This window comes from Arthrobacter sp. ES3-54 (genome assembly GCF_029504395.1).
Classification (GTDB): Bacteria; Actinomycetota; Actinomycetes; order Actinomycetales; family Micrococcaceae; genus Arthrobacter.
In genome coordinates this window covers 46,554-69,459 of sequence record NZ_JAQFIF010000009.1, presented here as the reverse complement: position 1 = coordinate 69,459, position 22,906 = coordinate 46,554, and the positions used below count along the sequence as shown (strand labels likewise).

General features: G+C 67.0%; 19 protein-coding genes and 1 tRNA gene. 8 read left to right on the top strand and 12 right to left on the bottom strand.

The features are described from left to right. Nucleotides 1-103 precede the first annotated feature (103 nt). Complete coding sequence (locus tag M2428_RS15660; protein ID WP_277526878.1) at nt 104-2,272, top strand: PASTA domain-containing protein; 2,169 nt, start codon at nt 104-106, stop codon at nt 2,270-2,272. Nucleotides 2,273-2,406: 134 nt separating this feature from the next. Here M2428_RS15660 and M2428_RS15655 read toward each other — a convergent pair whose 3' ends face one another. Both M2428_RS15655 and M2428_RS15650 read right to left on the bottom strand, forming a co-directional pair. Continuing rightward, nucleotides 2,407-3,798 carry a 3-deoxy-7-phosphoheptulonate synthase class II gene (locus M2428_RS15655; RefSeq protein ID WP_277526877.1) on the bottom strand — a complete coding sequence of 464 codons (1,392 nt, stop codon included), beginning with the start codon at nt 3,796-3,798 and terminating at the stop codon, nt 2,407-2,409. Nucleotides 3,799-3,885: 87 nt separating this feature from the next. Continuing rightward, nucleotides 3,886-4,737 carry a lysophospholipid acyltransferase family protein gene (locus M2428_RS15650; RefSeq protein WP_277526876.1) on the bottom strand — a complete coding sequence of 284 codons (852 nt, stop codon included), beginning with the start codon at nt 4,735-4,737 and terminating at the stop codon, nt 3,886-3,888. A gap of 113 nt (nt 4,738-4,850) precedes the next feature. Here M2428_RS15650 and M2428_RS15645 point away from each other — a divergent pair, with 113 nt between their 5' ends. The 3 genes from M2428_RS15645 to M2428_RS15635 are packed head-to-tail and all read left to right on the top strand — an operon-like array spanning nt 4,851 to nt 7,175. Further along, nucleotides 4,851-5,666, top strand: a complete 816-nt coding sequence (locus M2428_RS15645) for an alpha/beta fold hydrolase (protein WP_277526875.1) — start codon at nt 4,851-4,853, stop codon at nt 5,664-5,666. Continuing rightward, nucleotides 5,663-6,466, top strand: a complete 804-nt coding sequence (locus tag M2428_RS15640; protein ID WP_277526874.1) for an alpha/beta fold hydrolase — start codon at nt 5,663-5,665, stop codon at nt 6,464-6,466. Before M2428_RS15645 ends, M2428_RS15640 begins: the two co-directional genes overlap by 4 nt. Beyond that, nucleotides 6,459-7,175, top strand: a complete 717-nt coding sequence (locus M2428_RS15635; RefSeq protein WP_277526873.1) for a hypothetical protein — start codon at nt 6,459-6,461, stop codon at nt 7,173-7,175. Before M2428_RS15640 ends, M2428_RS15635 begins: the two co-directional genes overlap by 8 nt. 80 nt (nt 7,176-7,255) lie before the next feature. On the opposite strand, the gene M2428_RS15630 is transcribed toward M2428_RS15635, so the two are convergent. Next, the gene (locus M2428_RS15630) at nt 7,256-8,347 is read right to left on the bottom strand and encodes an ROK family glucokinase (protein ID WP_277526872.1); all 1,092 of its coding nucleotides are present in this window, start codon (nt 8,345-8,347) and stop codon (nt 7,256-7,258) included. 223 nt (nt 8,348-8,570) lie between these two features. Here M2428_RS15630 and M2428_RS15625 point away from each other — a divergent pair, with 223 nt between their 5' ends. Next, nucleotides 8,571-10,394 carry a long-chain fatty acid--CoA ligase gene (locus tag M2428_RS15625; protein ID WP_277526871.1) on the top strand — a complete coding sequence of 608 codons (1,824 nt, stop codon included), beginning with the start codon at nt 8,571-8,573 and terminating at the stop codon, nt 10,392-10,394. 128 nt (nt 10,395-10,522) lie between these two features. On the opposite strand, the gene M2428_RS15620 is transcribed toward M2428_RS15625, so the two are convergent. Then, nucleotides 10,523-13,918 (bottom strand): pyruvate carboxylase, encoded by a 3,396-nt coding sequence (locus M2428_RS15620; RefSeq protein ID WP_277526870.1) that lies wholly within the window; start codon nt 13,916-13,918, stop codon nt 10,523-10,525. Nucleotides 13,919-14,236: 318 nt separating this feature from the next. Between M2428_RS15620 and M2428_RS15615 the strand changes: the two genes are divergently transcribed. Further along, a complete protein-coding gene (locus tag M2428_RS15615) occupies nt 14,237-15,124 on the top strand; it encodes a ParA family protein (RefSeq protein WP_277526869.1) in 888 nt (295 codons plus the stop codon). A 213-nt stretch (nt 15,125-15,337) separates the two neighbouring features. Here M2428_RS15615 and M2428_RS15610 read toward each other — a convergent pair whose 3' ends face one another. The 5 genes from M2428_RS15610 to gcvH all read right to left on the bottom strand — a co-directional run bounded on the left by M2428_RS15610 (nt 15,338) and on the right by gcvH (nt 18,552). After that, on the bottom strand, nt 15,338-15,934 hold the full coding sequence (locus M2428_RS15610; protein WP_277526868.1) for a MerR family transcriptional regulator: 597 nt from the start codon (nt 15,932-15,934) through the stop codon (nt 15,338-15,340). Between the two features lie 352 nt (nt 15,935-16,286). Next, on the bottom strand, nt 16,287-16,790 hold the full coding sequence (locus tag M2428_RS15605) for a bifunctional nuclease family protein (protein ID WP_091255089.1): 504 nt from the start codon (nt 16,788-16,790) through the stop codon (nt 16,287-16,289). Further along, nucleotides 16,790-17,512, bottom strand: coding sequence for a MerR family transcriptional regulator (locus tag M2428_RS15600; protein WP_277526867.1), 723 nt, complete (start codon nt 17,510-17,512; stop codon nt 16,790-16,792). Before M2428_RS15600 ends, M2428_RS15605 begins: the two co-directional genes overlap by 1 nt. 17 nt (nt 17,513-17,529) lie before the next feature. Next, entirely contained in the window at nt 17,530-18,006 is a 477-nt protein-coding gene (locus tag M2428_RS15595; protein ID WP_028275906.1) for an FHA domain-containing protein, read from the bottom strand. 159 nt (nt 18,007-18,165) lie between these two features. Continuing rightward, a complete protein-coding gene (gene gcvH, locus M2428_RS15590; RefSeq protein ID WP_277526866.1) occupies nt 18,166-18,552 on the bottom strand; it encodes a glycine cleavage system protein GcvH in 387 nt (128 codons plus the stop codon). Between the two features lie 196 nt (nt 18,553-18,748). On the opposite strand from gcvH, the gene M2428_RS15585 reads away from it, so the two are divergent. Continuing rightward, nucleotides 18,749-19,618 carry a DNA-formamidopyrimidine glycosylase family protein gene (locus M2428_RS15585; protein WP_277526865.1) on the top strand — a complete coding sequence of 290 codons (870 nt, stop codon included), beginning with the start codon at nt 18,749-18,751 and terminating at the stop codon, nt 19,616-19,618. Between the two features lie 113 nt (nt 19,619-19,731). Next, the gene (locus tag M2428_RS15580; RefSeq protein ID WP_277526944.1) at nt 19,732-20,349 is read left to right on the top strand and encodes an adenylate kinase; all 618 of its coding nucleotides are present in this window, start codon (nt 19,732-19,734) and stop codon (nt 20,347-20,349) included. 76 nt (nt 20,350-20,425) lie between these two features. Here M2428_RS15580 and M2428_RS15575 read toward each other — a convergent pair. The 3 genes from M2428_RS15575 to M2428_RS15565 all read right to left on the bottom strand — a co-directional run bounded on the left by M2428_RS15575 (nt 20,426) and on the right by M2428_RS15565 (nt 22,879). Next, nucleotides 20,426-20,502: transfer RNA gene (locus M2428_RS15575), tRNA-Pro, on the bottom strand. Between the two features lie 149 nt (nt 20,503-20,651). Then, the gene (gene der, locus M2428_RS15570; RefSeq protein WP_277526864.1) at nt 20,652-22,202 is read right to left on the bottom strand and encodes a ribosome biogenesis GTPase Der; all 1,551 of its coding nucleotides are present in this window, start codon (nt 22,200-22,202) and stop codon (nt 20,652-20,654) included. Next, the gene (locus tag M2428_RS15565) at nt 22,199-22,879 is read right to left on the bottom strand and encodes a lysophospholipid acyltransferase family protein (protein ID WP_277526943.1); all 681 of its coding nucleotides are present in this window, start codon (nt 22,877-22,879) and stop codon (nt 22,199-22,201) included. The genes der and M2428_RS15565 overlap by 4 nt, the downstream gene beginning before the upstream one ends. Between the last annotated feature and the right edge of the window lie 27 nt (nt 22,880-22,906).

The window sequence follows — 22,906 nt, the reverse complement described above, 5'->3', positions numbered from 1 at the left end:
ATACAGACTCCAGCACAGGCTCCCTTACAACGGAGCTTGACGCTACGGGCCCGGATCGCATGTTGATTCGGGCCCGTTTCTGTCCAGCGACTACGATTGTAAGGTGCAAGATTACGTGCAGGACGCTCTCGTAGGGAACCTGGTGGACAACCGCTACCAGGTTCAATCCAGGCTTGCCCGCGGCGGGATGTCCACCGTGTACCTCGCCACGGACCAGCGCCTTGAGCGCGATGTCGCGCTGAAAGTGCTGCATCCCCATCTGGCCGATGACCCGCAGTTCCTCGACCGGCTGGGGCGCGAAGCCAAGGCTGCCGCGCGGCTTTCCCATCCCCACGTGGTGGGCGTCCTGGACCAGGGCGAAGACGGCCGGATCGCCTATCTGGTCATGGAGTTCATCAAGGGCCACACGCTGCGCGACGTCCTCAATGACAAGGGCGCCCTGTCACCGCGGCTGGCCCTGGCGCTGATCGATCCGGTAGTCGAAGGGCTCGGCGCCGCGCACGCCGCCGGAATGATCCACCGGGACATCAAGCCGGAAAACGTCCTGATCGCCGACGACGGGCGGATCAAGCTCGGTGACTTCGGCCTGGCCCGCGCTATCTCCTCGTCCACGAGCACCGGCGCCCTGATCGGGACTGTCGCCTACATCTCCCCCGAACTTGTCCTGGGCAAACAGGCCGACGCCCGCAGCGACATTTATTCGGTGGGGATCATGCTGTACGAAATGATCACGGGCCGGCAGCCATTCGACGGCGACGTGCCCATCCAGGTGGCCTACCAGCACGTCAATTCCACCGTGGAGGCTCCCTCCCTGGCGGTGCCCGGGCTGGCCACGGAGATCGACGAACTGGTCCAGTGGTGCACGGACCGGGACCCGGACAAACGGCCCGTCGACGGGAGCGCACTGTTGTCCGAACTCCGGCACATCAGGACCAACCTCAGCGACGCCGAACTCGACCTCCAGCCGCCGGCGGCCGTCCGCAGCCCGCTGCCGGCCGTGGCCGCCCCGCCAAGCCGGCCGCCCGGCGGTACCGGCCCGGCGTCGGACGCGCAAGACGTGCGGGACGCACAGGAAACGGCCTACGTGCCGCCGCCCACCGAACTGCCCACGGAGATGTACGGCAGCCTCGCCCGGCCCACCGAGACGATCTCCCGCACCAGCGGCAACCCGACCACCGTGATGTCCGGCGCCCCGCGGCGTCCGGCCTACGGACCGTTGTCCACTCCGGACGAGGCGGCCTACGGCGCCGCCGGGTACGACGACGATCCGGTGGAAGTCGCGGCTGCCCCCAGCAAGCGCGTCCAGCGCAAGCTGGACCGGGACGAGGAGAAGGCGCGCCAGCGCGCCGCGGCCACGCCCACCAAGACCCTGCACGAGGGGAACCCGCGACGCCGCGGGCTGCTGTGGATCGTCCTGCTCGTGGTCGCGGCGCTGCTCGCCGCCGTCGCCGGCTGGTTCTTCGGCATGGGTCCGGGCTCGCCGGGAACCATTCCCCCGGTGGCGAACAAGACCGTTGCCCAGGCCCAGGACCTGCTCCGCACCGCCGGGTTCCAGTCGATCGTCAAGGACGTCTTCGACGACAACGTCTCACCAGGCCTGGTGGTCGGCTCTGAGCCGAAAGCCGGCGAGGTCATCCGAAAGTTCCAGCCCGTGTCCCTGGCTGTTTCCAAGGGCCCGCAACTGTTCCCGTTGCCGGATCTGACCGGCAAGACCCTGGACGAGGCCAAGGCCGCCCTCAACGGCGCCAAGATGGCCCTGGGACCGATTACCGAGACATTCGATGAGAAGGCGCCTGCCGGGACTGTCCTTGCGATGGCGCCGCGCAGCGGCAACCCGGTGCGGCACGGGACGCCGGTGGGCCTCACTGTCTCGAAGGGCCCGCAGCCCATCCCGGTCCCGGATGTCCGCGGCCAGGAGCAGCGTGCCGCCGTGGACGCGCTCCAAGGCGCCGGGCTGAAGGCCGTGGTCGCCCCGGAGCAGGTCAATGACAAGAATGTACCCAAGGGCGCCGTGGTGGCGCAGGACCCGGCCTCCGGCAACCTGACCAGGGGCGGTACCGTCACCCTGACCATCTCGAAGGGCCCGAAGCTCGTCGAGGTACCCAGCTTCATCGGGAAACAGGCCAAGGAAGCCAAGGAAGCCCTCGAAGCGCTCGGCTTCAAGGTCCAGGTCGATGAGATCCTGGGAGGATTCTTCGGAACCGTCCGTGACCAGTTTCCGGTGGACACGAGCGTCCCCGAAGGCTCGCTTGTCACCCTGACCGTGGTCTGACCGTACCCTCTGACCGGGCGCTGCTCGCGGCCGATCCACCATGCAGAAAAGCTCCGCCCGGCTGCATCAGCCGGCGGAGCTTTTCTGTCAGAGCTTCCTTATTAAGGAGCTTGTTTGCCGGTCAGCGCCGCGGGTCAGCGCTTGGCGAGGGCACCGGCCACCAGGAACGCCATTTCGAGCGACTGCATGTGGTTCAAGCGCGGATCACAGACCGACTCGTAGCGGTCGAGGAACGCTTCCTGGTCGATCGGGTCGGCTCCGCCGAGGCATTCGGCGACGTCGTCGCCCGTCATTTCCACGTGCAGGCCGCCGGGAACGGTGCCGAGCGCGTGGTGGACTTCGAAGAATCCGCGCACTTCGTCGATGACGTCGTCGAAATTGCGGGTCTTGTAGCCGTTGGGCGAGGTGACCGTGTTGCCGTGCATGGGGTCGGTGACCCACAGGACCTGAGCCCCGGAGGCGGTGACGCGTTCGACGATCGCCGGCAGCTTCTCGCGGATGTTGCTGGCGCCCATACGGGTGATGAAGGTGAGCCGGCCGGGCTCCCGGTCCGGATCCAGCTTGTCGATCAGGCGCAGGGCGTCGTCGCCGCTCGTCGACGGGCCGAGCTTCACGCCGATCGGGTTGCGGACGCGGGAGAGGAAGTCAACGTGGGCGTGGTCCAGCTCGCGGGTGCGCTCCCCGATCCATAGGAAGTGCGCCGAGGTGTCGTAGGGCAACCCGGTGCGCGAATCGATGCGGGTCAGGGCGCGCTCGTAGTCCAGCAGCAGGGCCTCGTGGCTGGCGTAGAACTCCACGCGCTTGAGTGCCTCGAAGTCGGCGCCGCAGGAGGACATGAACTTGATGGCGCGGTCGATGTCGCGTGCCAGGGACTCGTAGCGGGCGTGGGCCGGGTTTTCGGTGAAGCCCTTGTTCCACTGGTGCACCAGGCGCAGGTCCGCGAAGCCGCCCTGGGTGAAGGCACGGATCAGGTTCAGGGTCGAGGCGGAGGTGTGGTAGGCCTTCAGCATCCGGCCGGCGTCATGGGCGCGGGAAACGGGAGTGAAATCGTAGCCGTTGACGATGTCGCCGCGGTAGGCCGGCAAGGTGACGCCGTCGCGCGTTTCATCGTTGGAGGAGCGGGGCTTGGCGAACTGGCCAGCCATGCGGCCCATCTTGATGACGGGCATGGCCGCACCGTAGGTCAGGACGACGGCCATCTGCAGGATGGTCCGGACGCGGGCGCTGATCTTGTCCGCCGTCGCCGCTTCGAAGGTCTCGGCGCAGTCGCCGCCCTGGAGCAGGAACGCCTTGCCCTGTGCGGCGGCGGCGAGCCGTTCGCGAAGGATGTCCACTTCGCCGGCGAACACGAGGGGCGGCAGCACGGAAAGTTCCTTGACGGACGCCTCGAACACCGCCGGGTCCGACCATGTGGGCTGCTGCGAGGCCGGGATCTCCCGCCAGTTGTCCAGTCCGGGATAGTTGGCGGCTCCGCTCTGGGCGGTGCTGGTCAGCGGGGAAACTGGTTTCTCAGATAGCTCGGTCACCCTCTAAGGATAGTTGCCCCAGCGAGGTTCGGCGGCCCGGCCTGTCATTGACAGCTCCGTTGCCGTCACATGGCACCGTGGCGCCGGTCAGGCGGTCCCGGGAAGCTCGGGGCCGTCGTCCGCGGGCGCCGTCGGCGCGCCGGGGTTGTGAGAGTTTTCGTCGGTTGTGCCGGGTGTCTCGTTGGGTGTCCCGTCGGCGGCCGGTTCCTGCCCCGCGTCCGGGTCCGCGGAGGCTTTGACCGGTGCCGCTTCCTGCGCTTTGCCCGCCAGTCGGAGCTTCACGACGGCGGCGTACTCGTCCACGTATTCCTGACCGGACAGCCGCATGAGTTCATACATGATCTCGTCGGTCACAGAACGCTGGACCATTCGGTCATCCTCCATCCCGTAGTAGCGGCTGAAGTCGAGCGGTTCGCCAAAGATCATGCCGATGCGACGGATGTTGGGCACGCGCTTGCCGATCGGCTGGACTTTGTCCGTTCCGATCATCGCCACCGGAATGACCGGAACACGGGCCTGCAGCGCCAAGCGGGCGACGCCCACCTTGCCACGGTACAGGCGGGCGTCGGGGCTGCGCGTCCCTTCGGGATAGATGCCCATGAGCGAGCCGTTCCTGAGCACCTCCATGCCGGCGTTCAGGGACTGTGCGGACGCGGCTCCCCCGGACCTGTCCATGGGGAGCTGGTTGGTGAGCCGGAAGAAGGCCGCGGTCAGCCTGCCCTTGATTCCGGTCCCGGTGAAGTATTCGGATTTCGCCAGGAAGACGACCGGCCGCGGCACCATGAGCGGCATGAAGATCGAATCCGAGAAGGAGAGGTGGTTCGAGGCCAGGATCGCGGCACCCTCGGCCGGGACGTTGTCGAGGCCCTTGACCCAGGGCCGGAACAGCAGCTTCACCACCGGTCCCAGGACAAACGTCTTCATGAACCAATAAAACACTCGGTGACCTCTCCGGAAGGCGTCTGGCCGGCCGTCCAAATCGGGTCCGGCCAGGACTTCAATGGACACCTTACTCTAGTGAGTTTTGCCGCCAAGGGTGACACGATGGGCTCATGACTGAAAGCAGCACTCCCCCGGCGCCCGCCGCTTTCAGCTACCCCGGCCACGGCCCCAATGCCCGGACCGGCGTGGCCATCTGCCACGGCTTCACGGGCAGCCCGCACAGCGTTATGCCGTGGGCCCGCCACCTCGCCGACCAGGGCTTCGCTGTATCAGTGCCACTCCTGCCCGGGCACGGCACCCACTGGCGGGACCTCGCCCGGCAGCGCTGGCAGGACTGGTACGCGAGTTTTGAAACCGCGTACCTGGATCTGGCCGCCCGGACCAAGGACTGCTACGTCGCGGGGCTGTCCATGGGCGGCACCATCGCGCTGCGCACCGCGGCCCGCCACAGCGTGGCCGGCGTGGCCGCAGTCAACCCCGGCCTGAGCTTCTATGACCGCAGGGTCAGGATCGTGGGACTACTCAAATACTTCCAGCGCACCACCACGCCGATTCAGGAGGAGAATTCCACGGCAATTACCACCGACGACGGCGACTACTCCGTGACGCCGCTGGCCGCCGTCGACCAACTGCGCCGGCTGTTCTCCGTGACCCTGCGGGAGCTGCCGGCAGTCCAGGCTCCGACCCTGGTCTTCAAGTCCGGCACCGATCCCGTGGTCCCGCCGTCGTCCCTGGCGCTGCTGCGCAGGCGGCTCGGATCCCGTGACCTCACGGTGATCCCGCTGCCGCGCAGCGGGCACGTTGCCACCCTGGACGCCGATGCGCCGCTACTCTTTGAAGAATCAGTCCGCTTCTTCCTTCAGCACGCCCACACCACCCACACACGGTCCACCATGCCGCCCCCCGCCCCCTCGGAGACCCCATGAGCATCCTCCCGGACCACTCGCCGTTCAGCAGCCCGTTCACGGGAACCGGCCCCCGGACCGGTGTGGTGGTGTCCCACGGCTTCACGGGCAGCCCGCACGGTGTACGGGACTGGGCGTCGTCCTTGGCCACTGCCGGGTTCGCCGTGCGGCTGCCCCTGCTGCCGGGCCACGGAACAAGCTGGCAGGAGCTGACCAAGACCCGTTGGCAAGACTGGCATGCGGCCCTGGACGCGGCCTACCTGGAGCTTGCGGAAGAATGCGACATCGTGGTGATGGCCGGGCTGTCCATGGGCGGTGCCCTGGCGTTGCGGATTGCAGCCACCCGTCCCGTGGCGGGGGTTGTGGTGGTCAACCCGGGCCTGGTCATCGACGATCCCCGCGCCCCGCTGGCCGGCATCCTGAAGTTCGTCCTCAAGAGCACCCCCGCGATCGCCAATGACATCCTCAAACCGGACATGGATGAGGGCGCCTACCCGCGCACTCCGGTGGCCGCCGCGCACGAGCTCAACAAGATGTTCAAGGACACCGTGCGGCTGCTGCCCCGCGTAACGGCACCCGTCCGGGTGTACCGTTCCGCAGTGGACCATGTGGTGTCCGAATCCAGCATGGTGGCCCTGCACCGCGGGCTGACCAACGCCCCGCTCGAGGTGATCCGGCTGGAAAACAGCTACCACGTGGCTACCATGGACAACGACGCGCCCGAGATCTTCCGTGGAACGGCAGAATTTGTGCGGTCCGTTGCATCAGCAGCCAGTCCGGGCGCCGCCCGCGCCAGCCGGAAGGACACGGCCAATGACTAAACCAGACCCCGACCTCCCGGACCCCGAGACCCCGGACCAGGACCCCGCCGACGCCCGGTCCCCCGGCTCTGATGCTGATGCTGCCGAGCACTCCGGCGCCACGCCGCCCCAAGAGTCCCAGCCCAATGAGCCGGGCTCGCCCGCCGCGGACGCACCGTCCGACGACGACGACGCCGTCTGGCTGGATCTTGTCGCGAGGCTTGAAGGGGTCGGGACAGTCGGGGACGAGGCAACTGGCGGCCCCGCCGGCAGCACCGGCGCTGGCCCCAGCACCGGTGTCGGCTCCGGCGCTGGCCCCTCACGGGCTAGGACGTTCCGCGATTTTGACCCGCTGGGTCTCTCCGGCGCCGCGCCGATCGAGCTCTCCGCCAAGGAGCGGCTCGCCCCCGCCCCGGGGCGGCCGGCTGCGGGCAACAACGAGATCCCGGACACCGAACCCGGCCCCCGCGACTACGAGACCGACGACGACGACGGCGCGTTCGTCCCGGAGGAGCCGCCGAGTCTGGCAGGGGCAGATCCGATGACCGTCCTTGCCTGGATTGGCGCGGTGGGCGGCCCGATTGCGCTGGTGCTCTCGGCAATGTTCTGGCGGTCAGCCCCGCTGGTGGCGATCCTTGGCATGGTGGCCGCGTTCGCGGCCGCGGTGGTCTTCCTGATCATGAAGCTGCCGGGCGAGAAGGACGAGCACGACGACGGGGCCCGCATCTAGTCCACCCGGTCATCCAGTCCGCGGGCCACTCCGGCTGGGTATTCAGGGCTGGTTATTTCAGGGCTGGCAAGATCACACTGTTACGTGTGCATGCGGCTGCTCACCCGGGAGAGGTCGGCGGCGCCGATCAGTCCGGCGTTGGGTCCAAGGGCTGCCAGTTCGATCTCCGCTGCCGGCCGAAATCCGCGGCCGGTGAGGTTCCGGGCGAAGGCCTTCCGGGCCGGCGCGACCAGCAGCTCGCCGGCATCGCAAAGTCCGCCACCAATCACGAACTTTCCGGGGTCCAGGGCCGCTGCGAGGTTCGCCAGGCCAAGGCCCAGCCATTCCCCGACGTCCTCGAGGAGTTCGCGGGAGGTCTGGTCGCCGGCCTTGGCCAGCTCGGTCACAATCACGCCCGTGATGCGTCCTACGTCTCCGTCCACGGCCTTGAGCAGTTCCTGGGCAACCGGAGAATTCGCGGCGGCCAGTTCCCGGGCCTCACGGCCGAGCGCGTTGCCTGAGGCGTATTGTTCCCAGCAGCCGCGGTTGCCGCACTCGCAGCGGTGCCCGCCCGGCATGATGATCTGGTGGCCGAACTCCCCCGCCACCCCGAAGCGGCCGCGTTCCACCCGTCCGTCCATCACCATGGCTCCACCGATCCCGGTGCCCAGGGTAATGCAGACCAGGCGGTCCTGTCCCTGCCCGGCGCCGAAGCGCCATTCCGCCCAGGCGGCGGCGTCGGCGTCGTTGGTCAGCAGGACGGGGCGGCGCAGCAGCCTTTGCAGGTTCTCCCGCAGCGGTTCATTGCGCCAGGCCAGGTGCGGGCTGAAGAGCACCGTGCCGCCGTCGAGGTCCATCCAGCCGGCGGCGCCGATTCCGACCGACCAGATCCGGTGCCCTGCGCCCAGTTCGTTGACCAGTTCGACAATGACACGCTCCACGGCGCGCGGGTCGTTGCCCGGAGTGGAGCGTTTCGCCTGGCTGAGGATCCGGCCCTCGGCATCGACCACCCCGGCAGCAACCTTCGTTCCCCCGATGTCGACGCCGATCGCCAGGCCTTTGCGGCCCAGCCGCAGGTGTGAGCGGATGTCGTGCCCGGCGGTGGCGGCCGCCGCTCCGCCCACGGTCCTGCTCCGCCAGGCCGCGGTCCGGCCGCGCAGGCCGGGCTGCCGGCCGGGTGTTGGTGTCTGCATGGTGCCCCATTCTATTCGCCGGGGCCGCCGCAGCAGCGAAGGCCCGGCAGCATGACGCAGCGGCATGACGCAGCGGCGGTGTCCGCAGCAGCCCCGACTGGCGGAACGGCGGGCCTGACCGTAAAGTTACTGGCCAGTAGGTGTCGCAGAACACACCTTGGGGGGACCGCATACTAGGCTTAGCGGAACCCCTTGCGGGCCTATGGATACCTAAGGAGCTGTCGTGCGAGAAATCATTGTCCCGCCCCTGGTGAATGTCGATCCGGACACCAACGTCACTGATCTCGTGGTGCGCCAGGCGGCCAAGGCCTCCAACCCTGCGCTGTTCTCGCGGCTCGACGCGGCGGGCCAATGGCAGGACGTCCGTGCCGCGGATTTCCTGGCCGACGCCTCGGCCCTCGCAAAGGGCCTCATGGCCAGCGGTGTGGCCGCCGGTGACCGCGTGGGCATCATGTCCCGCACACGGTACGAATGGGCCCTGATCGACTTCGCCATCTGGTTCGCTGGCGCCGTCTCGGTCCCGATCTATGAGACCTCCTCCCCCTCCCAGGTGGCCTGGAACCTTGGCGACTCCGGCGCCGTGGCCGCGTTCGGCGAATCCGCGCACCACGAGGACATCATCCGGCAGGCCGCCACCTCCGAGGGCCTCACCGCCCTGCGGCATGTCTGGCAGCTCGAGGGCGACAGCCTGGACGAGGTCCGTGCGGCGGGAGCCGGCATCAGCGACGCCGAGCTCGAAGCGCGGCGCGGCGAGGCCTCCCTGAAGGATGTCGCCACGATCATCTACACCTCAGGAACCACGGGCCGGCCCAAGGGCTGCGAACTTACCCACGGCAACTTTGTGGAACTCTCCGAGAATGTGCTGGCCACGTCGCTGGGCACGGTTGTGCACGAGCACGCCAGGACCATCATGTTCCTGCCCATGGCCCACGTCTTCGCACGCTTCATCTCCGTGCTGGCGGTGGCCGCCGGCGTCACGGTGGCGCACACACCGGATATCAAGAACCTCCTGCCGGACCTGCAGAGCTACCAGCCCACCTTTATCCTCGCGGTCCCCCGCGTCTTCGAAAAGGTCTACAACTCCGCCCTGACTAAGGCCGAGGACGGCGGCAAGGGCGCCATCTTCCACCGCGCCGCGGACACCGCCATCGCCTACTCCCGGGCACGGCAGGCCGGCAAGGTGGGCCTTGGCCTCCGGCTCAAGCACACCTTGTTCGACAAACTCGTGTACAGCAAGCTCCGGGCCGCCATGGGCGGACACGTCGCCCATGCCGTTTCCGGCGGCGGCCCGCTCGGTGAACGGCTGGGCCACTTCTTCCAAGGCATCGGCATGCAGATCCTGGAAGGCTACGGACTGACCGAAACCACGGCCCCCGTCACGGTGAACACACCGCAGCTGATCAGGATCGGCACCGTGGGCTCCCCGATTCCCGGCAACTCCGTCAGGATCGCGGACGACGGCGAGATCCTCGCCAAGGGCGTGTGCGTCATGCGCGGCTACTACAAGCGCGATGACCTGTCCGCCGCGACCTTCGACGACGACGGCTGGTTCCGCACCGGAGACATCGGCCAGCTGGACGAGGCGGGGTTCCTGACCATCACCGGGCGCAAGAAGGAAATCATCGTCACGGCCGGCGGCAAGAACGTGGTCCCGGCCCTGCTGGAAGACCAGATCCGGGCGGACGCGCTCGTCTCGCAGGTGCTCGTGGTGGGCGACAACCGCCCGTTCATCGGGGCCCTTGTGACCCTGGACGAAGAAGCCCTCCCCGGCTGGTTGGGCCGCCACGGGCTCCCGGCCTCGACCCCGCTCGCCGAGGCTGCAGAGCATCCGACAGTCAAGGCCGCCGTCCAGGAGCTCATCAACCACGCCAACCAGTCGGTGTCCCAGGCCGAGGCAATCAAGTCCTTCCGGATCGTGCCCGCCGACTTCACCGAGGCCTCCGGCCACCTGACCCCCTCCATGAAGGTCAAGCGGGCGCAGGTGCTCAAAGACTTCGAGAACGTGATCGAGGAAATGTACAGCGCCAAGCGTGCCACCCTGGCATAGGTAGCGGACGCCGCGCACCACCAGAGCACAACAAAAGCAGCACCAGAAAAGCCCAGCACCAACAGAAGGGTCCTTCCAGCTTCCGCCGGAAGGACCCTTCGTCTGTGTTACGGGCTGTTGCCCTGCCGCTATTCGACGACGAGCAACAGATCCCCGCCCTGGACCTGCTCGATCGCGCCGACGGCGAGACGCGCCACGGTGCCGGCCACCGGCGTCGTGATTGACGCCTCCATCTTCATGGCCTCGATCGTGGCCACCGTGTCGCCGGCCTTGACGGTGTCGCCGGCCTTGACGGTCAGCGTGACGGCACCGGCGAACGGCGAGGCCACCTGACCCGGCTGGGAGGCGTCGGCGCGTTCGGCGGCCTTGACGTTGCTCACCACTGAACGGTCGCGGACCACCACGGGCCGGGACTGGCCGTTGAGCGTGCACATGACGGTGCGCATGCCCTTCTCGTCCGGCTCGGAGACGGCCTCGAGCGAAGCGATCAGGTGGACGCCCTTCTCGAGCTCGATCTCGTGCTCCGCGCCGCGCTGCAGCCCGAAGAGGTAGTCGCGGGTGTCCAGAACCGAGAGATTACCGTAGGACTCGACGCTCTTCTGGTAGTCCTTGGTGGGGCCGGCGAAGAGCAGGCGGTTGAGGGTGTGCCGGCGGGTCTTGGAGTCGCCGTTAAGCGCGGCGCTGTCCTCGGTGCTGAGCTCGACGTCGCGGACCTTGACCTTGCGGCCTTGCAGCGCCTTGGTCCGGAAGGGCTCGGGCCAGCCGCCGGGCGGGTCGCCCAGTTCGCCGGAGAGGAAGCCGATCACGGAATCCGGGACGTCGTACTTCTGCGGGTTCTCGTTGAAGTCCGCGGGATCGGCGTTGAGGCCCACCAGGTGCAGGGCGAGGTCGCCCACCACCTTCGACGACGGCGTCACCTTCACCAGGCGGCCGAGGATCCGGTCCGCCGCGGTGTACATGTCCTCGATCGCCTCAAAACGCTCGCCCAGGCCCAGTGCCATCGCCTGCTGGCGCAGGTTGGACAGCTGCCCGCCCGGAATCTCGTGCTGGTAGACCCGGCCCGTGGGCCCCGGCAGTCCGGACTCGAACGGCGCGTAGACCCGGCGGACGGCTTCCCAGTAGGGCTCAAGGGCGCAGACGTTCGCGAGGCTGAGGCCGGTGTCGCGCGGCGTGTGGGCCAGCGCGGCGACGAGGGCCGAGGCCGAGGGCTGGCTGGTGGTGCCGGCCAGCGAGGCCGATGCCACGTCCACGGCGTCCACGCCGGCCTCCACGGCCGCGAGGAGCGTGGCCAGCTGGCCGCCTGCGGTGTCGTGGGTGTGCAAGTGGACCGGGAGGTCGAACCGCTCCCGCAGCGCCGAGACGAGGCGTGCCGCGGCAGCCGGACGCAGCAGCCCGGCCATGTCCTTGATCGCGAGGATGTGCGCCCCGGCGTCGACGATCTTCTGCGCCAGCTCCAGGTAGTAGTCCAGCGTGTAGAGGGTTTCCTCCGGATCCAGCATGTCCGCGGTGTAGCAGAGGGCGACCTCGGCGACGGCGGTACCGGTCTCGCGGACGGCCCGGATGGCCGGGGCCATCTGGTTGACGTCGTTGAGGGCATCGAAGATGCGGAAGATGTCGATGCCCGTGGCGGCGGCCTCGTTGACGAACGCCACCGTGACCTCTTCCGGGTAGGGCGTGTAGCCGACCGTGTTGCGGCCGCGGAGCAGCATCTGCAGGCACAGGTTCGGCATTGCCTTGCGCAGGGCGGCAAGCCGGTCCCACGGGTCTTCGCCCAGGAAGCGCAGGGCGACGTCGTACGTGGCCCCGCCCCAGGCCTCTACCGACAGCAGCTCCGGGAGCAGCTTGGACTCGGCCGGACCGGCCGCCACGAGGTCGCGGGTGCGCACACGGGTGGCGAGCAGGGACTGGTGCGCGTCGCGGAAGGTGGTGTCCGTGACGGCCACGGCCTCCTGGGCGCGCAGGGCCCGCGCAAAGCCTTCCGGACCGAGCTCCAGGAGCCGCTGGCGGGACCCCGGCCGGGCCTCGGCGTCATCGAGGGCCGGAAGCTTGTCCGCCGGGTCCGTGTGGACCTTGAGTTCGCCGTTGGGCTTGTTGACGGTGACCTCGGCAAGCCAGGTCAGCAGCTTGGTGCCGCGGTCTGCAGAGACCCGCGCCTTCAGCAGCTGCGGCCGTTCGTCAATGAATGAGGTGGCTACATCCCCGGCCACGAAGTCGGCGTCGTCCAGGACGGCCTGCAGGAAGGAGATGTTGGTGGACACGCCGCGGATGCGGAACTCGGCCAGGGCGCGGCGGGCCCGGGCGACGGCCGCCGGGTAGTCGCGGCCGCGGCAGGTCAGCTTGACCAGCATGGAGTCGAAGTGCGGGCTGATCTCCGCGCCCGAGTAGACGGTGCCGCCGTCGAGCCGGACACCGGCGCCGCCGGCCGAGCGGTAGCCGGTGATCTTGCCGACGTCGGGCCGGAAGCCGTTGGCCGGGTCCTCCGTGGTGATGCGGCACTGCAGGGCAGCGCCCTTGAGCTGGACGCTCTCCTGCGACAGGCCCAGGTCCGCGAGGGTCTCACCGGCGGCGATACGCAGCTGCGCCTGGACGAGGTCGACGTCGGTGACTTCCTCGGTGACGGTGTGCTCGACCTGGATGCGCGGGTTCATTTCGATGAACACGTGCTGGCCGGCGCGCTCCCCCACAGTGTCGACAAGGAATTCGACCGTACCGGCGTTGACATAGTTCAGCGCCTTCGCGAACTTCACGGCGTCGCGGTACAGCGCCTGCCGGATGCCCTCGTCGAGGTTCGGGGCAGGCGCGATCTCGATGACTTTCTGGTGGCGGCGCTGGATGGAACAGTCCCGCTCGAAGAGGTGCATGACGTTGCCCTCGGCGTCGGCCAGGATTTGGACCTCGATGTGGCGCGGGCGCAGGACGGCCTGCTCCAGGAACATGGTGGGATCCCCGAACGCAGCGTCGGCTTCGCGCATGGCAGCCTGCAGGGCCTCCGGGAGCGCTTCGCGGGTGTCCACGCGGCGCATGCCGCGGCCACCGCCACCGGCGACGGCCTTGGCGAAGATCGGGAAGCCGATCTCATCCGCGGCCGCGATCAGCTCGTCGAGGTCCTTCGATGGCTGGCTGGACTTGAGCACCGGGACACCGGCCTTGCGGGCGGCCTCGAGCGCGGCAACCTTGTTGCCTGCCAATTCCAGGACCTCCGCCGGCGGGCCGACGAACGTAATGCCGGCCTCCTTCGCGGCGCGCGCCAGGCGCGGGTTTTCGGAAAGGAAGCCGTAGCCGGGGTAGATGGCGTCCGCCCCGGACTCCTTGGCTACGCGCACCACCTCGTCTACGTCGAGGTACGCCCGGACCGGGTGTCCCTCCTCGCCGATCAGATACGCCTCATCGGCCTTCTGGCGGTGAATAGAGTTGCGGTCCTCGTGGGGAAACACAGCGACAGTCTTGGCACCCAGCTCGTAGCTCGCGCGGAAAGCGCGAATCGCGATTTCCCCGCGGTTGGCCACCAGAATCTTAGAAAACATACTTCTCCTGCATCATCGCGGGCGTATCGGTAAGTGCTCACAGTGTCTAGGACCTGTGCGGGCAAACACAAATCATTGTGGCGACTGTCACAGCATTATCCGTCACGGACGTCGCGATGGGCAGGGCCCCGGCCATGGAGCTTTCCCGGCCTGTCCGGTTCGGGAGGTTCTGGCGCCCCCACGCCGGATGAAACGGGTTTCGCCGGAGCATCAACATATGATGAGTGGGTGGGTGGCGCATGCACGCCCCGGCTCCGAAGAACGCAGGAGCCGGCACGACCCCGTCTCGGCAACCGGCGTTAGGTATTGGTTTTTCAAGTGCAAGTAGTGAGCATCAGCAGCCTCAAAGGCGGTGTCGGCAAGACATCCGTGACCACCGGACTGGCGTCAGCGGCATTGGCCGCCGGCATCCCCACCCTCGTCGTCGACCTTGACCCGCACGCTGACGCCAGCACCGCCCTGGGCGTGAGCCCGGACGATCAGCTCGACATCGGCAGGATGCTGAGGTCGCCCCGGCGGGCGCACTTGGCGGACAACGTGGTGCCCAGCGGCTGGGTGGAACGCGCCAGGATCAACGGCAGTGCCAACGGTAGTGCCAACGGCAGCACCAACGGTAGAACGCAGTCCGGCACTACAACTTCCGTCCTCGACGTGGCCGTCGGCTCCGCCTACACCGGCATCTACGACCGGCCTGACTTGGGCCGCCGCGACCTCCGCCGGCTCTCCGCTGTCCTCGCCGGTGCCACGAACTATGAACTCGTCCTGGTGGATTGCCCTCCGTCGCTGAACGGCCTGACCCGGATGGCGTGGTCCGCCAGCGACAAGGTGACCCTGGTGGCCGAACCGGGGCTCTTCTCGGTGGCCGGCACGGAGCGCACCATGCGCGCCATCCAGCTGTTCCGGCAGGAATTCGCCCCCAAACTGTCCCCCGCCGGCATTGTGGCCAACCGGGTGCGCAGCGGTTCAGCTGAACACACGTTCCGGCTCTCGGAGATGGAGTCCATGTTCGGCGAGCTGCTGCTGAGCCCGCACATCCCGGAGCAGGCCAACTGGCAGCAGATCCAGGGCGCGGCCCATTCCATCCACCACTGGCCCGGAGACTCGGCCAAGAATGCGGCCGGGCTCTTCGATACCCTGCTGCAGAACCTGCTGCATCCCAACGGCGTGGCCCCGGCCGGGACTGTCCGCACCCGCAGCCAGCGTTAACCGGGCACGGGCGCACCGGCCGGAATCCCGCCACACACGGCTCCCCGACACACACGGCTCAACGAACTGAGGCCGCCTTCCCTGTCCGGGAGGCGGCCTCAGTCTTGTCCGTATCAATCTTGTCCGTATCGATCTTGTCCGTATCGATCTTGTCCGTATCGATCTTGTCCGTATCGATCTTGTCCGTATCGATCCTGTCTGAAACTGTGTGCGTTAGCCGATCTTGCGGGCCGCGCGGCGCTTGCTCAGTTCGTCGTCGGGAAAGGACTGGTCCGTGGCGTGTTCGCTGGGAAGGGCTGCGAGGCTTCCTTCAACTTCGCGCCACACACGGCCGACGGCGATGCCGAACACCCCCTGGCCGCCCTGGACGAGATCAATCACTTCATCCGCCGACGTGCACTCGTAGACGCTCGCACCGTCGCTCATGAGCGTGATCTGGGCGAGGTCTTCGACGCCGCGCTCCCGCAGGTGCTCCACAGCCGTGCGGATCTGCTGCAGGGAGACGCCGGTGTCCAGGAGCCGTTTGACCACCTTGAGGACCAGGATGTCGCGGAAGCCGTAGAGCCGCTGGGAGCCGGAGCCGGCCGCGCCGCGGACGGCGGGCTCAACGAGCCCGGTGCGTGCCCAGTAGTCGAGTTGGCGGTAGGTGATGCCGGCCGCCTTGCAGGCGGTGGGGCCGCGGTAGCCCGCGTCTTCGTCCAGAACGGGAAGATCCTCGGTGAACAGCAGGCCTTGGGCACCGCTGGCGGGCACAGCAATGCCGGCCGTTGCGGCCTGCTTCAGCTCGCCTGCTTCGCCTTTCGGACTCACGTGGACCCTCCTTGTCGTGGGTTCCCCTGGGTAAGTTGCATCGGCAGCAATATATGTGAACAGCTGCATGACACTGGACGATGACTTCATCCGTGTAATTCAGCCGGGGCTGCACTTTCCAGTGTGACTTGCGCGGCTACCGTATGCAATGGGAACTTGTACCTCCGACGTTAGGCCTGCTCGGGCCCAAGGTCAAAGACGTTGGGGCTATTTGGCGGGCGTGTCGAAAGTTTCATCCTCGGCTTTAACGTTTGGTGACGCCACAGCTGTCCCGGGCGTTTCAGAAACCTCAGCCGTCACAGACACACCAGCAACCCCGGCAGCCTCCCTGGCCCCGGTTGCCAGGTGCAGTTCAGCCGCCGAAGTCTTCGGGTTCGACGTCGTCGAGGAACTCGCGGAAGCGCCGCAGTTCGCCTTCCTCGTCCACGGCGGGTCCGGGGTGCGTGTCCTCGCCCTCGTCGTGTTCGGTGATCCGGACGCCGGCCTCGTCCATGACGGCGTCGGCACACCAGATCCGGCACTTGGCGCGCAGGGCAAGCGCCAAGGCATCCGAGGCCCGGGAGCTCACCGTGGTGCCGTTCTCGAACTGCAGCTGCCCGTAAAAGATGTTGTCTTCCACAGCGACGATGTTGACGCTGACGATCGTGTGGCCCAGGGCCTCGACAACGTCCACCAGGAGGTCGTGGGTCATCGGCCGGGGCGGGACGACTCCCTGCTGGGCCAGGGCGATGGCGCTGGCTTCCGGAGTGCCGATCCAGATCGGCACGTGGCGCTCACCATGGATTTCCTTGAGCAGGACAAGCGGCTGGTTGGACGGCAATTCAATCCGCACGCCGACAATCTCCACCTCAATCATCAGATGTCCATCCTCGAGATGCGGTCGTGGACCAGCGCCTGGTGCAGGGACAGACAAAGGTCGCTGATTTCCCGGGCCGCCTCGGCGGCCCGGGCGTGGGAGGCTGCGTCCTTGCGGGACGTCAGCGTGGCCACGGCGCGTTCCACGAGTCCGAATTCGCGGTCGGCAGCCGCCTGGAACGGGCGCAGGTGGCGGGGTTCCAGGCCATGGCTCTCCAGCTGGACGCAAGCCCGCGCCACCTGCAGGGCGTGTTCGTCGAACTTGCCGTTGACGTGCCCAATCAGGCCGTAGCTCAAGAGCGATTCCAGCAGCGGGACGCTCGCGCCGGATTCCGCACGGAGCTGCTCCTCGCTGAGCCGGCGCGCACGGCTCTGCAGCTCGGTGGCGAGCTCCTCGGAAACGATCCGCGGGGAGAGCGTGAGGCCTGCCGGCAGGTTTTCCGGCCGTTCGCCCCGGTCGATCGCGTCAAGGTAGTCCTTGATGACCTTTAGCGGCAGGTACTGGTCACGCTGGAGGGACAGGACGAAGCGCAGCCGTTCGACGTCGTTCTCGGAATACTGCCGGTAGCCGGCAGGGGTCCGCTGCGGGTTAATAAGTCCCTTTTCCTCAAGGAACCGGATTTTTGACGCCGTCATGCTTGGAAAGTCGTCGCTCAGTTGAGCCAGGACTTCCCCGATGTTCAGAACCTGGGGTCCGCGCCGATCCGCATGTGCCGTGGCCACAGGCAGCTACCCCGGAATCAGACGTTGCCTGCTGCGCGGGCAGGGCTGAGGTAGAAGGTGAGGCGGAACTTGCCGATCTGGACCTCATTGCCGGATTTCAGTTCCACGGAGTCCACGCGGTCGTGGTTGACGTAGGTGCCGTTCAGGCTCCCGGTATCCACTACCTCAAAGCTGCGCGCGGTGCGGCGGAATTCCACGTGCCTGCGGGACACGGTGACGTCGTCGAGGAAGATGTCGGCGTCCGGGTGGCGGCCCGCCGTCGTGACGTCCGAGTCCAGCAGGAACCGGGCGCCGGCGTTGGGGCCGCTGTGCGCCACGAGCAGGGCCGATCCGAAGGGAAGGGCCTCGACCGCTGCCCGCTCCTCGGTCGAGAGCTTCGGCGTGAAGTTTGGTTCATCGCGCACCGGAGTGAGGTTGATCGACGTGGTCTCCGAAGCTTTCACTCCACCCGTGCCGTAACCATCACCGGTGTCGTTCCGTTCGTGCCCAAACATTGAGTCCTCCTCATTCGTTGCAGGTGTCCCCCCTGCAAACAACGCATGCCGTCCGGAAAAGCCTCGCAGTCCCGGTATTGAGGCCTTTCGGCGGGGCGCGGCTTGTTTTGTTATCCCAACAACACTCTCCGGCGACCCCGGACCGAACGACCTCTGTCTTTAGCCTACCTGCTGTTCATACTCGGATGCACTGAGTAGGGACTCGACGGCGTCGGCTTCCGCGAGCTTGATTTCGATCAGCCAGCCCTCACCGTACGGATCGGAGTTAATAAGGGCAGAATCGGTGTCCAAGGCCTCGTTCCGGGCCACGACTTCGCCCGTAACAGGGGCGTAAATGTCGCTGACGCTCTTGGTGGATTCGACTTCTCCGACCACGTCGTTGGCCTTGATGGTTGTCCCCACTTCGGGCATCTGGGCGTAGACGACATCCCCGAGGGCGTCCTGGGCAAAATCGGTGATGCCGACGCGCACAATCCCGTCGGCATTGGGGGTCGAAACCCATTCGTGTTCTGCGGTGTAGGACAGGTCTTCGGGAATGATGCTCATGACGGGCCTTTCATCGGGTCAATCACCTATGCGGCGGCAGTCGTTTGTTCTAGCCGCCGCTGAAAGTATAGGCATATCGGGCAGGGGCCGGGGAGGGTTCTGTCATGATGGTGCGATGGCAGAACATGCGCCGCCGAATGTCAGGAATGTGAACAACCGGGGCGCCGGGACCCTCCGGACCGGCCAGGGCTAGGCCATGCCTGAGCTCCCTGAAGTTGCGGCCCTGACGGACTTTCTGGACGAGCACCTGCGCGGAGCAGCTGTGACGAAGATCCAGCTGGTCTCCTTCGCCGTGCTCAAGACGGCGGACCCCCTCTACTCCGACCTCGAGGGCAGGGCCATCACCGGGGTGCGCCGGTTCGGCAAGTTCGTCAGCATGGAAGCCGACGGGCTGCATTTCGTCTTCCACCTGGCGCGGGCCGGCTGGGTCCGCTTCACTGACACCCCCACCGATGCCCAGCTGAAAATGGGCAAGGGGCACATCGCTCTGCGGCTGACATTTACCGGCGCTGCCGGCCCGGCGGGCATGGACCTGACCGAGGCGGGCACGAAAAAGAGCCTGGCGGTCTACGTGGTCCGTGATCCGCTTGACGTTCCCGGCATCGCGGCGCTCGGACCGGATCCGTTCAGTCCGGACTTCGACGTCGACGCTTTGGCCGGGATTCTCGGTTCCAGCTCCCAGCAGATCAAAGGCGTCCTGCGGAGCCAGAGCATCATCGCCGGGATTGGGAATGCCTACAGCGACGAGATCCTGCACGCCGCCAGGATCTCGCCATTCGCGCTCGCCAAGTCCCTGGACAGGACGGACGTCCAGCGCCTCTACGAGGCCATCCACACCATTTTGGGAACCGCCGTGACGGAAGCCCAGGGCAAGCCGCCCAACGAACTCAAAGACACCAAGCGGAGCCATATGAGGGTCCACGGCCGGACCGGCGAAGCGTGTCCGGTGTGCGGCGACACGGTCCGGGAGGTCTCCTTTGCCGACACCGCCCTGCAGTACTGCCCGACGTGCCAGACGAAGGGAAAGATCCTGGCCGACCGCCGGACGTCACGCTTCCTGAAATAGGCCCTTCTTGAAACGGGCGCCGGCGTCCCGATCCCTTGCGCTGGCGCCTCCCAGCGAACACGATACAAGTACGCCTTTCAACGGCGCCTGAGGGAGTTGTCTCAACGATGCGAATGCTGATTATGGGTCCCCCGGGGTGCGGCAAGGGCACCCAGGCCGAACGCTTGTCCCGGCGCCTCGGCATCATCGTGGTGTCCACTGGGGAGGTTTTCCGCGACCATGTGAAGAACCTGACGCCGCTGGGCCAGGAAGTCATTGTGCATCTGGACGCCGGTGATTTGGTGGCCGATACGCTGACGAACCGTGTGGTGCGTGACCGTCTGAACCAGGATGATGTCAGGGTCGGGTTCCTCTTGGACGGGTATCCCCGGAACACGGCGCAGCAGGCTGAACTCGACGTCATCCTTGCCGCCAACGGCCACGAGCTGGACGTTGCAGTCCAACTGACGGTTGACGACGCGGAACTCGTCCGCCGAATGCTCCACCGCGCCACCATGACCGGACGCAGCGACGATACCGAGGACGTCATCCGGCACCGCTTGGAGCTCTACCACCACGAGACCGAGCCGGTGGCCTCAGCATACTCAGAGCGCGGGATCCTGCTCAGCGTCGACGGCACGGGAAGCGAGGATGAGATCTTCGGCAGGCTGCTTGCGGCACTCAGTGCGTCCTTCCCCACGGCTATATCCGGTGCCACCACTGCCACCAGGGACGGAGCGGCGCCGAACTGAGTGAGCCTCCCCAAAAGTTTTCGGGAAACAGAAAACCCCGCCATTCCTTTGTCAGGAATGACGGGGTTTCGTCTGTTGGTCGGGCTGACAGGATTTGAACCTGCGACCCCTTGACCCCCAGTCAAGTGCGCTACCAAGCTGCGCTACAGCCCGCTGGTTCCACCGTTCTCCGCTGGGAATTCGTCCCGGATTCTCTCCAGGTTTTCTTCCAAGCAGTCCGGCCGAACCACCTCCAAAAGCTTACACGATCCCGGAGGGTGCCTGTGACAATTTCATGCTGTCACAGCCACGGTGTGTCGGAATTAACGTTTCTTGCCGCGCTTTTCACGCACACGCATGTTGACCTCGATCGGCGTGCCCTCGAAACCGAAGGTCTCGCGGAGGCGCCGGGTGATGAAGCGGCGGTAGCCAGGGTCCAGGAATCCGGTGGTGAACAGCACGAACTTCGGCGGCCGGCTCGACGCCTGGGTGCCGAACAGGATGCGCGGCTGCTTGCCGCCGCGGACGGGGTGCGGGTGCGCCGCCACAAGTTCGCCCAGGAACGCGTTGAGGCGTCCGGTGGGGATGCGCTTGTCCCAGTTTTCCAGGGCAACGTCCAGGGCCGGGGTGAGACGGTCCTTGTGCCAGCCGGTCAAGGCTGAGATGTTCACGCGCGGGGCCCAGGCGACGTGTGCCAGGTCCTGCTCGATTTCGCGTTCCAGGTAGCGGCGGCGTTCGTCGTCGAGGAGGTCCCACTTGTTGAAGGCGAGCACCAGGGCGCGGCCGGATTCGACGGCGAGCTGCAGGATGCGAACATCTTGCTCGCTGAGGACTTCGTCCACGGCCAGGAGCACGACGGCGACTTCAGCCTTTTCGAGCGCGCTCTGCGTTCGCAGGGAGGCGTAGAAGTCCGCGCCCTGGGCCATGTGCTGCCGGCGCCGGATGCCGGCGGTATCCACGAAGCGCCACGTGCGTCCGCCGAGTTCGATGAATTCATCGACCGGGTCGCGGGTGGTGCCGGCGGTGTTGTCCACCACCACACGCTCGGAACCGGCGAGCTTGTTCAGCAGCGAGGACTTGCCGACGTTCGGGCGGCCGATCAGGGCCACACGGCGGGGTCCGCCGGAGCGCTCGAGGCCTTCAATCAGGGAGTACTCCGGGAGGGTGTCCATGACGTGGTCCAGGAGGTCGGCCACGCCGCGGCCGTGCAGGGCCGACACGGGGTACGGTTCGCCGAAACCCAGGCCCCAGAGGGTTGCCGAATCGGCTTCCTGCGCGAAGTCGTCCACCTTGTTGGCCACCATGATGACCGGCTTCTTAGACTTGCGCAGCATCTTCATGACGCCTTCGTCGGTCGCGGTTGCGCCCACGGCGGAGTCGACGACGAAGAGGACGGCGTCCGCGAGTTCCACGGCCATCTCGGCCTGTTCTGCCACACGGGCGTGGATGCCGCGGGCATCGTGTTCCCAGCCGCCGGTGTCCACCACCGTGAAGTTGCGGCCGTTCCAGTTCGCCGAGTACATGACGCGGTCGCGGGTGACGCCGGGGGTGTCCTCGACCACTGCCTCGCGGCGGCCCAGGATCCTGTTGACCAGGGTGGACTTGCCCACGTTGGGCCGGCCGATGATGGCCAGCACCGGATCCAGTTTGACCGGACCATCAAAGTCCTCGTCGTCGAACTGGCCGCTCAGCAGCGCGGCGTCGTCCTCGTCCAGCTCGTAGTCGTCCAGCCCGGCCCGAAGGGAGGCCGCGCGGAGCTCCGCCTCGTCATCGTCCAGGGCGGCAAGGTGTTCAGCCACCTGGTCGGTGCCGGTGGGCGTGTATTCGTCTTCGCCGGCGCCAAAATTGCCGGAGGTTTGAGTCGTATCGCTCATTGCACTTTCCTTAGGTGGTGATCTGCCGGCGTCCCGGCTACTTCTTCGTGACGTTCATGCGGGGATTCCGCGTGGGGCAGGGACTGCCCGGTTCTTAGTACTGAGTCCTGGACATGGCGCGCTAACGCGGCCCGGATTTCGGTTCCCGCCCTGTCCATTGAAACACGGCCGGTCTCACCGGGCCTGCGGCTGACGTTGATGGCCCCGCCAAAGCTGACGTGCAGCCGCCGGCGGGGTGCGGGAACCGTGTCCAGGTGTTCGCCGCCGATTCTGGTGCCCAGGATGGCCACGGGAACCACAGTGGCGCCGGAGTTGAGCGCCAGCCAGGCGACGCCGTTGCTGATCGCGGAGGCCTCACCGCTCCCCCGGGTGCCTTCGGGCAAAATCCCGACGCACCGTCCGGCGGCGAGCAGGCTCCGGGCGGTGGCCAGCGCCGCACGGCCGCCGCGGCGGTCGACGGGCAACTGGCCCGACGCCGCCAGTACGCGGCCGAGGAGCCCGTTGAACATCTCCTGCTTGACGAGGATGTGCATGGGCCGGGGCGAGGCGCCGAACATGACGGGCCCGTCGAGGAAACTGATGTGGTTGCCCGCGAAGATGACGGGGCCGGCCGCCGGGACGTTGGACCGTCCGGTGACCGAAGTGCGGTAGACGAGGTGGTCCAGGATCCAGCCCACAGGCCGGCTCCACGCCGTCGTCCAGTG

Coding starts and splice junctions, on each gene's coding strand:
- M2428_RS15645 (WP_277526875.1), top strand. CDS start 4,851: ATGACTGAAAGCAGCACTCCCCCGGCGCCCGCCGCTTTCAGCTACCCC.
- M2428_RS15640 (WP_277526874.1), top strand. CDS start 5,663: ATGAGCATCCTCCCGGACCACTCGCCGTTCAGCAGCCCGTTCACGGGA.
- M2428_RS15635 (WP_277526873.1), top strand. CDS start 6,459: ATGACTAAACCAGACCCCGACCTCCCGGACCCCGAGACCCCGGACCAG.
- M2428_RS15630 (WP_277526872.1), bottom strand. CDS start 8,347: ATGCAGACACCAACACCCGGCCGGCAGCCCGGCCTGCGCGGCCGGACC.
- M2428_RS15620 (WP_277526870.1), bottom strand. CDS start 13,918: ATGTTTTCTAAGATTCTGGTGGCCAACCGCGGGGAAATCGCGATTCGC.
- M2428_RS15605 (WP_091255089.1), bottom strand. CDS start 16,790: ATGATTGAGGTGGAGATTGTCGGCGTGCGGATTGAATTGCCGTCCAAC.
- M2428_RS15595 (WP_028275906.1), bottom strand. CDS start 18,006: ATGTTTGGGCACGAACGGAACGACACCGGTGATGGTTACGGCACGGGT.
- gcvH (WP_277526866.1), bottom strand. CDS start 18,552: ATGAGCATCATTCCCGAAGACCTGTCCTACACCGCAGAACACGAATGG.
- M2428_RS15585 (WP_277526865.1), top strand. CDS start 18,749: ATGCCTGAGCTCCCTGAAGTTGCGGCCCTGACGGACTTTCTGGACGAG.
- M2428_RS15580 (WP_277526944.1), top strand. CDS start 19,732: ATGCTGATTATGGGTCCCCCGGGGTGCGGCAAGGGCACCCAGGCCGAA.
- der (WP_277526864.1), bottom strand. CDS start 22,202: ATGAGCGATACGACTCAAACCTCCGGCAATTTTGGCGCCGGCGAAGAC.